The 13,310-nt window shown below is 42.3% G+C and carries 15 protein-coding genes, 1 tRNA gene and 1 pseudogene; 8 read left to right on the top strand and 9 right to left on the bottom strand.

Annotated features, from left to right (window positions below):
- Positions 1-2 precede the first annotated feature (2 nt).
- The 4 genes from lolA to serS are packed head-to-tail and all read left to right on the top strand — an operon-like array spanning position 3 to position 3,637.
- A complete protein-coding gene (gene lolA, locus AC1HDP_RS04055) occupies positions 3-635 on the top strand; it encodes an outer membrane lipoprotein periplasmic chaperone LolA (protein WP_479637764.1) in 633 nt (210 codons plus the stop codon).
- Positions 635-1,966, top strand: a complete 1,332-nt coding sequence (locus AC1HDP_RS04050) for a replication-associated recombination protein A (protein ID WP_479637763.1) — start codon at positions 635-637, stop codon at positions 1,964-1,966. Before lolA ends, AC1HDP_RS04050 begins: the two co-directional genes overlap by 1 nt.
- Positions 1,959-2,333 (top strand): fluoride efflux transporter CrcB, encoded by a 375-nt coding sequence (gene crcB, locus AC1HDP_RS04045; protein WP_140932590.1) that lies wholly within the window; start codon positions 1,959-1,961, stop codon positions 2,331-2,333. Before AC1HDP_RS04050 ends, crcB begins: the two co-directional genes overlap by 8 nt.
- 17 nt (positions 2,334-2,350) lie before the next feature.
- Positions 2,351-3,637: a serine--tRNA ligase gene (gene serS, locus AC1HDP_RS04040; protein WP_479637762.1), complete on the top strand. Its 1,287-nt coding sequence runs from the start codon at positions 2,351-2,353 to the stop codon at positions 3,635-3,637.
- Positions 3,638-3,804: 167 nt separating this feature from the next.
- Here serS and AC1HDP_RS04035 read toward each other — a convergent pair.
- Together AC1HDP_RS04035 and AC1HDP_RS04030 are read right to left on the bottom strand one after the other, a co-directional pair.
- A pseudogene (locus tag AC1HDP_RS04035) lies at positions 3,805-4,344 on the bottom strand (IS4 family transposase); the annotation flags it as partial.
- 162 nt (positions 4,345-4,506) lie between these two features.
- Positions 4,507-5,568: a tyrosine-type recombinase/integrase gene (locus AC1HDP_RS04030; protein WP_479637761.1), complete on the bottom strand. Its 1,062-nt coding sequence runs from the start codon at positions 5,566-5,568 to the stop codon at positions 4,507-4,509.
- Positions 5,569-6,148: 580 nt separating this feature from the next.
- Between AC1HDP_RS04030 and AC1HDP_RS04025 the strand changes: the two genes are divergently transcribed.
- Complete coding sequence (locus AC1HDP_RS04025; protein ID WP_479637760.1) at positions 6,149-7,069, top strand: manganese-dependent inorganic pyrophosphatase; 921 nt, start codon at positions 6,149-6,151, stop codon at positions 7,067-7,069.
- Between the two features lie 65 nt (positions 7,070-7,134).
- On the opposite strand, the gene AC1HDP_RS04020 is transcribed toward AC1HDP_RS04025, so the two are convergent.
- From AC1HDP_RS04020 to punR, 6 genes are all read right to left on the bottom strand, one after another.
- Complete coding sequence (locus tag AC1HDP_RS04020) at positions 7,135-7,473, bottom strand: TusE/DsrC/DsvC family sulfur relay protein (protein WP_479637759.1); 339 nt, start codon at positions 7,471-7,473, stop codon at positions 7,135-7,137.
- Entirely contained in the window at positions 7,467-7,748 is a 282-nt protein-coding gene (tusB, locus tag AC1HDP_RS04015) for a sulfurtransferase complex subunit TusB (RefSeq protein WP_479637758.1), read from the bottom strand. Before tusB ends, AC1HDP_RS04020 begins: the two co-directional genes overlap by 7 nt.
- Complete coding sequence (gene tusC / locus AC1HDP_RS04010) at positions 7,748-8,098, bottom strand: sulfurtransferase complex subunit TusC (protein WP_479637757.1); 351 nt, start codon at positions 8,096-8,098, stop codon at positions 7,748-7,750. Before tusC ends, tusB begins: the two co-directional genes overlap by 1 nt.
- A gap of 1 nt (position 8,099) precedes the next feature.
- Positions 8,100-8,489 carry a sulfurtransferase complex subunit TusD gene (gene tusD / locus AC1HDP_RS04005; RefSeq protein WP_479637756.1) on the bottom strand — a complete coding sequence of 130 codons (390 nt, stop codon included), beginning with the start codon at positions 8,487-8,489 and terminating at the stop codon, positions 8,100-8,102.
- Positions 8,490-8,548: 59 nt separating this feature from the next.
- The gene (locus tag AC1HDP_RS04000) at positions 8,549-9,208 is read right to left on the bottom strand and encodes a Bax inhibitor-1/YccA family protein (protein ID WP_479637755.1); all 660 of its coding nucleotides are present in this window, start codon (positions 9,206-9,208) and stop codon (positions 8,549-8,551) included.
- A 182-nt stretch (positions 9,209-9,390) separates the two neighbouring features.
- Positions 9,391-10,293: a DNA-binding transcriptional activator PunR gene (gene punR, locus AC1HDP_RS03995; protein ID WP_479637754.1), complete on the bottom strand. Its 903-nt coding sequence runs from the start codon at positions 10,291-10,293 to the stop codon at positions 9,391-9,393.
- Between the two features lie 117 nt (positions 10,294-10,410).
- On the opposite strand from punR, the gene punC reads away from it, so the two are divergent.
- The 3 genes from punC (at position 10,411) to AC1HDP_RS03980 (ending at position 12,313) form a co-directional block, all read left to right on the top strand.
- Positions 10,411-11,637, top strand: a complete 1,227-nt coding sequence (punC, locus tag AC1HDP_RS03990) for a purine nucleoside transporter PunC (RefSeq protein ID WP_479637753.1) — start codon at positions 10,411-10,413, stop codon at positions 11,635-11,637.
- Between the two features lie 106 nt (positions 11,638-11,743).
- Positions 11,744-11,834: transfer RNA gene (locus AC1HDP_RS03985), tRNA-Ser, on the top strand.
- A 335-nt stretch (positions 11,835-12,169) separates the two neighbouring features.
- Positions 12,170-12,313, top strand: coding sequence for a hypothetical protein (locus AC1HDP_RS03980; RefSeq protein ID WP_479637752.1), 144 nt, complete (start codon positions 12,170-12,172; stop codon positions 12,311-12,313).
- A 42-nt stretch (positions 12,314-12,355) separates the two neighbouring features.
- On the opposite strand, the gene AC1HDP_RS03975 is transcribed toward AC1HDP_RS03980, so the two are convergent.
- The gene (locus AC1HDP_RS03975) at positions 12,356-13,279 is read right to left on the bottom strand and encodes a YeiH family protein (protein ID WP_479637751.1); all 924 of its coding nucleotides are present in this window, start codon (positions 13,277-13,279) and stop codon (positions 12,356-12,358) included.
- Positions 13,280-13,310 lie beyond the last annotated feature (31 nt).

Raw genomic sequence — 13,310 nt, 5'->3', positions numbered from 1 at the left:
GTATGAATGCAATTAAAACGTTGTGCCTCAGCATGACATTAGCCGCAGTATCAACGGCAAGCGTTGCCTCTGATAGTACGGATTTACAAAAAAAATTAGCGAACATGCAGTCACTGCAAGCTGACTTTAGCCAAAAAGTTACCGATGTAAATGATAAAGTCATTCAACAAGGAAGCGGCACCCTTGCGATGCAAACGCCGAACTTACTCAATTGGCATTTGACTGCACCCGATGAATCTTTGATTGTGGCGAATAATGATGGCGTGTGGATTTATAACCCCTTTGCTGAAGAAGTGACTATTTTGGATGCCAAGGAAATCCTTACGGCATCGCCATTAGCGCTTTTGGTTTCTCGTGACGAGAAAGTGTGGAGTCAATATCAAGTGGCGGCGAGTGGTGATTGTTATAAAATCACCCCAACTCAACTCGATGCACAAGTGCAAAACGTTAACTTCTGCATTAAGGGCAATAAATTAGTTAACTTGTCTATTCTCGATAATCAAGGCAACAATAGCCAGTTTGAGTTGTCCAATCAACAAGTCTTAGCTGCCAATAACCGTCAGCAGTTTAGCTTTGCTATTCCTGATGGCGTTGATATAGATGATCAACGCAAAGCGGTTGTTGGCGGTCAATAGTGTCTAGTTTCGGTTTTGATTTTGCGCCGGATTTTAGGCCGTTAGCTGCCAGAATGCGCCCAAGCACTTTGGCAGAATATGTGGGGCAAGCCCATATTTTAGGGCCAGATAAACCGTTACGACTGGCGCTTGAAGCGGGTCGCGCTCACTCCATGTTATTTTGGGGACCACCAGGCACAGGAAAAACCAGCTTAGCTGAACTGGTCGCACATTATACCAATGCCCACGTGGAGCGCATTTCTGCTATATCTTCAGGGGTCAAAGAAATTCGCGCGGCCATTGAGCAAGCCAAAATGGTGGCGCAATCGCGCGGCCAACGTACCTTATTATTCGTCGATGAAGTGCATAGATTCAATAAGAGCCAACAAGATGCTTTCTTGCCTTATATTGAAGATGGCACAGTCATTTTTGTGGGAGCAACCACAGAAAACCCCTCGTTTGAAATCAATAATGCGCTATTGTCGCGTGCTCGAATTTATCTTATTAATAAATTGTCGAATGCAGATATTGAGCGATTAGTGCGTCAAGCCTTAACCGATGAACAACGAGGTTTAGGCAAGCGTCAGTTAATTTTATCAGATCATGTTGCCCAGCAACTGGCCATAGTTGCTGGCGGTGATGGTCGTAAAGCGCTTAATTTAGTAGAACTTATGGCCGATATTGCTAGTGATGGCAGTGAACTAACCATAGAATCACTGGCTCAAGTGGCCGGCGAGCCAATCGCGCAATATGATAAAGGCGGTGATGCCTTTTATGATTTAATTTCTGCGGTGCATAAATCTATTCGCGGTAGTGCTCCCGATGCGGCGTTATATTGGTTTTGCCGAATTTTAGAAGGTGGCGGCGATCCTTTATATGTGGCAAGGCGCTTACTTGCCATTGCCTCCGAAGATATTGGTAATGCCGATCCGCAGGCGATGACAATAGCACTCAATGCATGGGATTGTTTCAATCGGGTAGGACCTGCTGAAGGTGAACGCGCCATAGCCCAAGCCATTTTATATTTAGCATCGGCGCCCAAAAGTAATGCCGTTTATGTAGCGTTTAGTGCTGCGCGCGAATTAGCCAAACAAACGGGTCAAGAACCTGTGCCGCTGCATTTACGCAATGCGCCCACGCATTTGATGAAAGACTTAGGCTTTGGCGCGCAATATCGTTATGCCCATGATGAAGACAATGCCTACGCCAGTGGTGAGAATTACTTCCCTGAAGTATTAAAAAATGCGCAGTGTTATTCTCCCACTCAGCGCGGTTTTGAAAAGCGCATTGCTGAAAAATTACGCACATTAAAACAATGGGATAAGGATAGTAAACAACAACGTTATGACTAATGTCTTATTAATTGCCTGTGGCGGCGCTTTTGGTGCAGTTTTTCGCTATTTTATTTCAATTATGATGATCCAGCTATTTGGTAGCGGTTTTCCTTTTGGTACACTGTTAGTCAATATATTGGGTTCATTTATCATGGGTTGTGTCTACGCTTACGGTCAGGTATCTCATTTGAGTCCTGAACTTAAAGCTTTGGTCGGTGTGGGCTTCCTTGGAGCATTAACCACATTCTCCACTTTTTCGAATGAGACTATGCTGCTGATAAATCAGGCTCAATGGTTTAAAGCTGGCTTAAACATATTGTTGAACCTCGGGCTGTGCTTAGGTGCAGTTTACATAGGGCAACAGTTGATCTTCTCCCGCGTATAATATTAAGAATATAAATTATGTTAGATCCTAAATTTCTTCGAAATGAATTAGAAACTACCGCTGAACGCTTAGCTAATCGCGGTTTTATCCTTGACGTCGCTCACTTAAATGCTCTTGAAGAAAAGCGTAAATCTTTACAGGTTGACACTGAAGAACTTCAAGCGAAACGCAATGCTATTTCTAAATCTATTGGCCAAGCTAAAGCGCGTGGCGAAGATGTTGCGCCTATCATGGCTCAAGTCGGTGATTTAGGTGCTCAGTTAGATGCGAGTAAAATTCAATTAGCTAGCTTACTTGCAGAGCTGAATGGCATTGCCTTGAGCATGCCAAATTTGCCAGATGAATCTGTACCACAAGGTAAAGATGAAAATGACAACGTTGAAGTTCGTCGTTGGGGCGAGCCAACTCAATTAGGATTTACACCAAAAGATCATGTGGATTTAGGTGAAGGACTTGCCGGCTTAGATTTCACAAATGCCGTGAAAATTACCGGTTCACGTTTTATCGTGATGAAAGGTCAAGTGGCAAGAATGCACCGTGCATTAGCCCAGTTTATGCTGGACTTACACACCACTGAACATGGTTACACTGAAGCTTATGTTCCTTACTTAGTGAATGCCGACAGTTTAATGGGAACTGGTCAGTTGCCAAAGTTTGGCGAAGACTTATTCCACACTAAGCCTGCGACCGAAGAAGGCCAAGGCTTAAGTTTAATCCCGACGGCTGAAGTACCGTTAACCAACTTAGTGCGCGACACTATTGTTGATGAAGCTGAACTGCCAATTAAGATGACCGCTCACACTCCATGTTTCCGTAGTGAAGCAGGTTCTTACGGTAAAGATACTCGCGGCTTAATCCGTCAGCATCAATTCGACAAAGTTGAAATGGTGCAATTAGTGAAGCCAGAAGATTCTGCCCAGGCACTGGAAGAGTTAACGGGTCACGCTGAAAAAGTGTTACAAAAGCTTGGCTTACCATATCGTGTTATGGTGCTGTGTACTGGCGACATGGGTTTTGGTTCTAGCAAAACTTATGACATCGAAGTATGGTTACCAGCGCAAGATACTTACCGTGAAATTTCTTCTTGCAGCAACATGAAAGATTTCCAGACTCGTCGTATGCAAGCGCGTTTCAGATCAAAAGAAGATAATAAGCCAGCTTTATTACATAGCTTGAATGGATCAGGTTTGGCCGTTGGCCGCACCTTAGTTGCTGTGCTTGAAAACTATCAAAATGAAGATGGCACAGTTACTGTTCCAGAAGCGTTGCGTCCATACATGGGCGGTTTAGAAAAATTAGGCTAAACAGTTTTTAAGGAATTATGGCACAGGGATTATCCACGTTAAGATGGATTTCCTATATGGCTGCAATCTCAGTTTTTTTAAGTATTGTGATTGCCACTTTAGGGGAAGCGATAGTTCTGATTATTAACAATGTTTGATGTAAAAAGCCCGCAATCGCGTAATGCCGTTCACTTAGTGTGCACGGCATTTTTCTTAGGCTTAATGGGATACTTGTTTTTACTCATTTTTAACGCACGTGGATAGGCTCTATCCCGTTTCCCATCGAGCTTGAACTGCCTCGCATTACGCACTATGTCCAAGACATCTCTCGGAACATTCCCAGGCGTTTGAGATGACAGCTGAGTCAGTTTGAAAATGATATAACTCGACGCATCTCTAAAGCTTAATTGGTTCGGATGTAACGACGGTAAGCTTTTAGCCATCAACACCATCTTGTATCTGATGAGGTTATAGGCCAACAGTACCCCCCACAATTCTTGGATAACCAGCTCTGGTAATTGACTGCGTAGCGTAAAGCGACTCTCCAGCAGATGCTGCTTCATCTCCCGATAGCCCACTGCTATCTCCCATCGATGGGCATATAAATCCGCTATTTCGGCCCCCGGATAACGCAAGGGGTCAGTTAATGAGGTCAAAATGGAAACCAACTTACCTTTTACCGTCTTCGTCAGTAAGCGAGCTTCAATATTGTCAGGCAACATAGGCCAGACAGGTCAATTCAGTATGGCGATTGATATGGGTACGCGTCAAAGCGTCAGAAAGTTGCATAAAAAATCCGATGACATGGAGTCATCGGATTTTTATCCTTTCAGTGAGATCGTCAAGCGATCTGTGTTAACTGATCGGCATTACGCAATCGCGGGCTTTTTTTATGCGGTTTGTACGTAACGATCAACCGATGTTACTGATCTATGACCGCTACGCTGTTTCATTGCAAAGATAGATTTTCCATCACGCGCCCACTGAGTCAGCAAGCCACTGCGTAAACTATGCGCACCAAATAATTCGGCATCTAATTGTGCTAATTGGCAGCGTTTTTTGATAATACGATAAACCTCTTGGCCGCTAAAATTAACCGGTTTGTTTTGCGTGGCTCTTGGCCGCGCTAATTTATCCCAGCGGGTAATCGACTGGAATAATTGTATATTGCCTCGCCTCGGCAATCCGGCGATTTCTATCCAATCGAGTAGGGCTTGGTAGCAGCTATATTTTTCATCTTTTAATAATTCTTTACTGTGTTTATGTCGTCCATCCTGACTTGCCTTGCTAAATCGCAATGTCACAATAATGCGGTCGGGTAAAAACTCAAGATCATTGAGGGTCAAGTCAGCTAACTCTGAGCGGCGAAAGGCACCTTGGCGGCCCATTAAAATGATGGCAAGATCGCGCGCGCGACGCCTCGGTGCAATTTCTTCAGCAGTAGTAGCTATCAATTGTTCTAAGTAATAATCGACAATGGCGCGCTTTTGATTATCCATAGTAGTTCGGCGGCGATTGCGATTGATAGTATCAAGATATTCTTGAATTTGTTTCAACTTGGTCGGTGAGGGAAGTTGATTAATATCATGAGCATAATTAATTGCCGCCAACATATTGTGCAATGTCGATGGACTTAAGTGAAAGCCGCGGTCAGTAATCTTTTCACTTTGTGCTTGCAGATAGGCAAGTACAATTTGTGGATCAGCAGGAATGAAGCTAACCCCAAACTGCTGACACCATTCGGTAAACTGTCGCCAATACAGGCGATAGTTACGCATAGTGTTTTCATTCTTTGCCGATAAGGTTTCTTGTTCAGCTTGTTGGATCCTCGCAATCAGCTCAGCAGGTAAGTTTTTTTGGCTAAAGTAATGTTGATTATCAACAGCAATATCTTGACTACTGCCGTTATTTTGAATTGTGGTTAACCATTTATCTTGTGAATTGCTAGACATTCAGAGGATTCTTAATAACTAAAGGGATGCGCAAAGGCTTAATTTATTTGGTTATTATAATCTAACTGCTAATGACTGTTAATTGTCATTAGCAGTCATTAGCAGTTATTTATGTAATAAATTCAATGGGTAGGCTTGTGGTTAGGTTTTCACTAATCAGCCGTTAAATAAAGATAGTGGAGGCTTGCGACTAACTTGTGTATTAACGGCTAGTTTCATTCTTTACTACGAATAACAATCCGATGTTTACCGCTAAAAATCGTGAATAAAACCAACTCACTAAATGCCAATAGATTGATTATTCATAATTCACTGCTAATAATAGATGACATTTATCAGCATCAGTCATTGATATTAGTTGATAAACCATAGCGCTCAAATTGATTTATCTATCACAGAGTGTGCCATCGAATTACAATCACATTGAATGGTTACCCATAGTATTGGGTTGTGGTGAGTTTTAATATCAATCCCTTATCCTAAAGTATTAGTAATGAATCAAGCACTTCAATCTCTAGCTGGATGTATTTTGGGGTAATGTTTGGTAAAATGCTCAAAATTTTACTGTGAGAAAGAAACCATGACCATTTTTGTAGTGGGACATAAGATCCCTGATTCTGATTCAATTTGTGGCGCTATCGCTTTAGCTTATTTAAAAAACCAAATTGGTGAAGCTGCAGTAGCCACTCGTTTAGGTGATATTTCTCCTGAAACAGCATTCATCTTAGAACGTTTTGGTGTTGAAGCGCCTGAATATAAACAGCATTATGCTGGTGAGCAGGTGTATATTGTTGATCATTCTGAACTAACTCAAGCACCAGATGATATTGCTGAAGCGACTATTGTTGGTATTGTTGACCACCATAAATTAGGTGATTTAACGACTTCTACACCATTAGAGTGTTGGATCCGTCCAGTAGGTTGTAGCAACACTGTCATCAAAATGATGTATGACTTTTATGGTGTGCCTATTCCTAAGGATATCGCCGGCATTATGTTATGTGCCATCTTAAGTGATACTGTTATTTTCAAATCACCAACCTGCACCACAGCTGATATTCGCTGCGTTGAAGCATTAGCTGAAATTGCTGGCGTTGAAGATTTTAAAGCCCTGGGCATGGAAATGTTCTTGGTAAAATCCGCGGTCGAAGGCACGCCAGCTCGCGAACTCGTCATGCGTGATTTTAAAGACTTTAATATGAACGGTAATTTAGTTGGTATTGGCCAATTAGAAGTTATCGACTTATCTGTCTTTGATGCTATCAAAGCTGATTTGGAAGCGGATATTGCCTTATTAAAGCAAGAAGGCCAACGACATAGTGTCATTTTATTACTGACTGACATTATGAAAGAAGGCTCAGAAATGTTAATCATTTCTGATGATGAGCACTTGTCTCATAAAGCTTATGGCAAAGCCAGCGAAAATGGCCGCGTGTGGTTAGATGGTGTACTGAGCCGTAAGAAGCAAGTTGTACCACAACTGCAATCAGCTTTTGCTTAAATTATAATGTAATTCATACAGTTAATTTATCCATATAAAAAAGCCCTACTAAGTAGGGCTTTTTGTTAGATACATTTTGCCGGTTTTGGTAAGCCAGCTATTTTAGTCGCTTGTTTGGCTGGCCCCAATGGAAACAGGGTATATAGATATTTAGAATTACCTTTGTCTTCGCCAAGGCTTTGACCAATAGCTTTAACTAACACCCGAATCGCAGGGCTAGTGTTGTATTCTAAATAAAAACTTCTCACGAAATGAATAACTTCCCAGTGAGAGTCCGTCAATTCAATGTCTTCTGCTGTCGCAATTATTGGTGCTAATGACTCGCTCCAATCGCTAGCATTGACCAAGTAACCTTGCCTATCCAATTCAATGGTTGCACCATTAAATACCATGCTATTTACCACGTAATTACCTTTTGATGCTGGAGTACTAAATCGACCATAGTTTGATAATTTATGTGTTCGTATTTATCGAGTCTATGGCTTAAACCGCGCGCTATTACATCTTCTTCCAATACATAAATTTTAAACGGCGATAACGCCATCACATATTGACGAAGCAGTAGGGCATTGACGGCGCAGGCCGATAATAATACCGCATCGCCTTTTTTAAGGTAACGCAAGCAAGACTTAAGTGCATTGTCTGTTGCGGGTGATGTTTGAATATGATGTAAGATCATTAAAACACCACCACTTCATCAGAGTCAGCTAATAACTGACTAATATCTTCGGCACTTGCTTGTTGGCAAGCAATGGCTAAGTCAGTGCGGATCATTCCATAATCACTGAGTGACAACTTACACGCCAATACGGTTTCAACATCATATAAAGGCAGTGCCTTTAAGGTGGCCATATAATCTCGTTGGCCAATCAACTGCGGTTGTTGATCAGGTAACAGATGTAAGACACCTTCATCGCAAAACACAACACTGACTTGTTGATCAAAACTGGCACTTAATAATGCTAAGTCTACGCCTTCACGACCACCCTTATGCGGGCCACGTCTGAAGATCACACATATTTTTTTCATGTTAGAAATTTACCCAACGGTCAGCGGTTTCTATACCCGTGACTAACTCACCTAAACCACCCATGCTGAAAGATGGTGAACAATTAAAATGTGCTTGTGCTAATTCTTGGGCCTCAGTTGCGCTGATTACGCCGCGGCGCAGCGCTGCAGACACACAATTAACAAGCGGCACTTGATACTTAGTCGCCAATGCCCCCCAAGCTTGGTGCAAATTAAATTCGTCACTCGCCGGAGAAGTTAAGCCATTTGCATGGCTCACGCCATCTTGATAAAAAAATACGCAGACAATCTGATGGCCAGCGTTAATAGCAGCTTCTGTAAAACGGTAGGCATGAAAACCTGGCACACTGCCATAAACATTGCCGTTCACTTGTATTATTAATTTACTCATAACCCAATAAAAAATGGCTCGCGAAGGAGCCATTTTATCCTAGTATTAGCCGTTAAGCATTAATCGTCGTTGCTGATCCCAAGTAGGTGCAGAATCGCCATAAACAAGTTTAAGAAATCTAGGTATAAAGAAACAGTGGCACGGATATAGTTGGTTTCGCCACCATTAACAATTCGGCTAGTATCGTAAAGAATGAAACCTGTCATCAATAAAGCGATGGCAGCGTTCATCGCCATAAACACTATGCTGTTACCTAAAAAGATGTTAATCAGCATCGCAACCACAACAACTATTAAGCCGGCAAATAAGAAGCCGCGCATAAACGAAAAGTCTTTTTTAGTGGTTACAGCATAAGCTGACAGAGCAAAGAAAATCGCCGACGTTAATCCTAATGCTTGCATGATCAACTGTGGACCGTTAGCCATGCCGACATAATGGTTAAGAATATAACCCAGAGATGCGCCTTCAATGCCGGTAAAGGCAAACACCCATAACAAGCCACTAGCAGTATCTGCTTTTTTCAAGGTAACAAATAGTAATACTAAACCACCAAGTGACAGGCCGATTGACATTAATGGACTGATGGCCAACGCCATTGCTATCCCAGCACAAACAGCAGAGAAAGCTAAAGTCATGGCCAACAGCATATAAGTATTCTTCAGTAGCTTGTTGACTTCGAGTGTCGATAAACTGCTACTGTAGACAGTTTGTTGATTCATGATGTGCTCCGATTAAAACAAGTTATAAATTGAATGTATTACCAATTGCCTATGTCAAAATAATAACCTAGTAGCTGTCTAGGTCAATGTAAGACTGTGGATATTAGATAAATTTAGTTTAATAATCTGCGCTATAAATTCCATTTCAGGGTCATTGCCTTTCAAACCATCATGACTAAAAATCAGGTTAACCATTCTTTATGGAGTTTATCGCCATCGCCCAGATAGTCGAGTACCCATTGTTTTGCCGGCGATACCGCATTAGCGTTCCATGCCAAACAACATTGACTGATCCCTCGCGGATTAACTAACTGTTTTTCCAGTACTATGCCTTTTTCAATAAATACACTGGCTAGGTGCCTTGGCATATAGCCAATACCCAATCCGCCACTAAAACAATTAAGCGCGCGGATCCAATCTGGAACGACTAAACGCCGTTGATTATTCAAGAGCCAAGTATCGCGCTTCGGGATTTCGCGCGAGGTATCTTCAAGGCAAACGGATGGGTAATGGCGCAGTTCATCGTCAGTTAAAGGGCGATGAATACCGGCCAATGGATGCTGCTTGCTCACCAAAAATGCCCAGTCAATTTCGCCCATATCTTTGTATTTAAAGGTGCCTCCCACAGGTATTGCCGTGGTGGCACCAATGGCAATATCGGCTCTATCTGTGGCTAATGCTTCCCATACACCATTGAATACTTCTATACGAATAATGAGTTCGACATCAGAAAATTTTCTATAAAAATCAGCTATTAACGTGCTAATTCTGTCGGCTCTTACTATGTTGTCTAATGCAATCGCTAAGGTTGGTTGCCAGCCATTGGCAACACTTTGGGTATCACGTTTAAGGTTATTAATATCACTCAACATGCGTCTTGCTTGCTTAACAAAATGCTCACCGGCGGGGGTTAAACTGACACTGCGATGATGGCGAACAAATAAACTTACACCCATTTCATCTTCGATTTGCTTAACGGCATAACTCACCGCCGATGGCACCTTATGGAGGCGGTGGGCTGCCGCGGTAAAGCTTCCATGTCTGGCAACAATATCAATTAATTCAAATGCCTGTTCAGATAGCATTGAGTTCATCCTTGTGCTGTGAAAATTTTTGATAGCGTGCATCAAAAATAAATGCTTCAACCCTGTTTAGCAAGGCTATAAAATGCATGGTCTCTAATTTTATGATGTTTATCTCGTATGAAAAAAACTAACAGTATCAAATTTTACATGTTTTTATTCTATCTTTCGATGCTCAGTATGCTGGGCTTTATTGCTACAGACATGTACTTACCGGCATTTAATGCTATTGAAACTACCTTTAATACCACACCAACTCAAGTGGCAATGTCATTAACCACTTTCTTAGCGGGTTTAGCGTGTGGTCAATTGGCTTATGGACCATTAGTGGCCAAGATTGGTAAACGCAATGCCTTGTTTGGCGGTTTAGCCTTATTTGGTGCAGCGTCTATTGCCATCGCCAACAGCGATAGCATGATGGCTGTAAATATCGCCCGTTTCTGCCAGGCATTAGGTGCTTGTAGTGCCGCCGTTATTTGGCAAGCCTTGGTCATTGAGCAATATGATGCTGATGAAGCCCAAGGTATTTTCAGTAACATCATGCCGCTTGTGGCTTTGTCACCAGCTTTGGCACCGATTTTAGGTGCCTTTGTGCAGCACAATTTAGGTTGGCGCGCCATTTTTGTGGTGCTCACTGTTATTGCTGCCATGCTGATTATCATGACCTTTATCTTAGTGCCTGGCCGAGATAAAACTGCGCCGCAGCAAACTCACAGCGTTACAGGTTTTATCGACATTCTTAAAAACACTAAGTTTTTGGGTAGTGTTATCATTTTTGGTGCCTGTAGTGGGGCGTTCTTCTCATACCTGACTGTATGGCCAATCGTGATGGAACAACACGGTTATGCCGCAGCAGAAATTGGCTTAAGCTTCATTCCGCAAACCATTATGTTCATTGTCGGTGGTTATGCGAGTAAGACGCTGATTAGCAAATTTGGTAGCGATACCACCCTGAAGATCTTACTGGCGCAGTTTGGTTCATGTGTGCTGGTAATTTTTTTAAGCACAGTCGTGTTTAAATTTGCCAGCATTTTCCCACTGTTAATTACTTTCTCTATCCTGGCAGCGTCTAGCGGCGGTATTTACCCAATTGTGGTTAACAATGCTCTGCAGCAGTTCACTCAAGATGCCACTAAGGCCGCTGGCGTGCAGAACTTCCTGCAATTAGCCTTGGCGTTTGGCGCATCAACCATAGTAGCTACATGGGCATCTGCTGGCGAAGTCGCCATTGGCTGGGGCATAATGATCTGTGCCATTGGCGTGTTACTGGGCTTTTTATTGCAAAAAGACTCAAAAACCTCAGACGTTGAGGCTATGGTTAGCGCTGAGAATAACACCGCTAACTAAAGTTTGATTGACAAACAATCAAGTCGCACAGAGTTTGGGCAGTTGATTTGCTTTTATCATTTAAGACTTTACAGCACTAAGTGTTCTCAGTAATATGCGCACCAACGGAGGGGTGGCAGAGTGGTTGAATGCACCGGTCTTGAAAACCGGCATAGGTTTATAGCCTATCCAGGGTTCAAATCCCTGCTCCTCCGCCAAATTCCATGAGAAAGGCTGCTGATTATATCAGCGGCCTTTTTTGTATGTATTTTTCAAACCATTAATAGTTATTACATTCTTTATTCACGTCCCAAATATAAATTTGCGCTATTTATATTTGTTCATTTAGCGCTTATAAGCTCTGCACCTATGATTAACGTCAAGAACTAAAAACTCTAAAACACATGCTTTATCGCTATAAGTGTTAGCTGGCACCTTGGTGCTTCAACTTTTACTAATATCACTCTTGCTAGTTATAAAATAGCGCATTTGGTTATTTGGCGACGCTGTTAAGGGCTTGCATACTCATGCTTTAGCACTCGGAGCAAGCCCTATGAATTATCTCATTATTACTGTGACCTTACTTAGCCTTGCGGGCACTATGCTCACTAGTGGCTTAATCAGTGCTTTAATCGCTTTGGTTGGTTTTATGAGTCTATTGATAATTTTTATGTGGCCAAATTCAACGGCATCATAATCAGCACTATAGAGTCATTTTTAGTTAAATCATTCAACTAAATCACTCAGCTAAAATCACCCACAAAGAACCACAAGCAATAAAGCCCCATAGGATACAGGCAAGCAACATAGGTTTAGCGCCTGCCTGCTTTATTTTGGCAACCGTAATGCCAGCACCAATCAGAAATAAACATAAAATGAGGGTGCGCTTTGCAGCCTCAAAAATAAACTCATATACAGGCGCGCCTTGAGGTATGAAGTAACACCATACAATGGCTGCGAGATACCATAAAATGAAATAGGGAATAGAAAAGCTGCGATTACTGCCTTTAAAAATCATTGAACTCACTAAGGCTAACGGGATTATCCATAATGCCCGCGCTAATTTCACTGTGGTTGCAGTAACCAAGGCTTCCTCGCCATAGGCAGAGGCAGCGCCCACCACGGATGACGTATCATGAATGGCAATAGCAGCCCATAAACCAAAGTCTTGCTGGCTTAATGCTAAGGCGTGGCCAATCACAGGGAATATAAACAAGGCTAATGCATTAAGAATAAATACGCAGGCAAGGGCGATGGCAATTTGCTCGTTTTTGGCATTAATAGCAGGGGCAACAGCAGCGATGGCTGAACCACCACAAATTGCAGTACCAGAGCCAATTAAATAGCCAGTTTTTTTATCAAGGCCAAGCCAGCGGGTAAATACTAAGGTTAATATCAAGGTCGCAACAATCGAGCCTAAGATCAAAGGCAATCCTTGCTGACTAATTTGAATGCCTTGCTCTAAGTGAATGCCAAACCCCAAACCAATAATAGATAATGACAATAATTTTTTAGTAATAGCACCAATATCAAGCTCGCGTGGCAGCCAACCTAAATTAGCGACAACGAATCCAAGCATTAGCGCCATGGGAGAATTAATCCAAGGGAGCAAGCACAGTCCGCACAAGCTTATAAACAGCCAAAATTGCCAAGTAGGGCGCATCAAACAACCTATTATAGTTACATCTCAAATG

Source organism: Shewanella sp. ISS20, from assembly GCF_056522965.1.
This window is presented reverse-complemented; position numbering and strand designations above follow the sequence as displayed.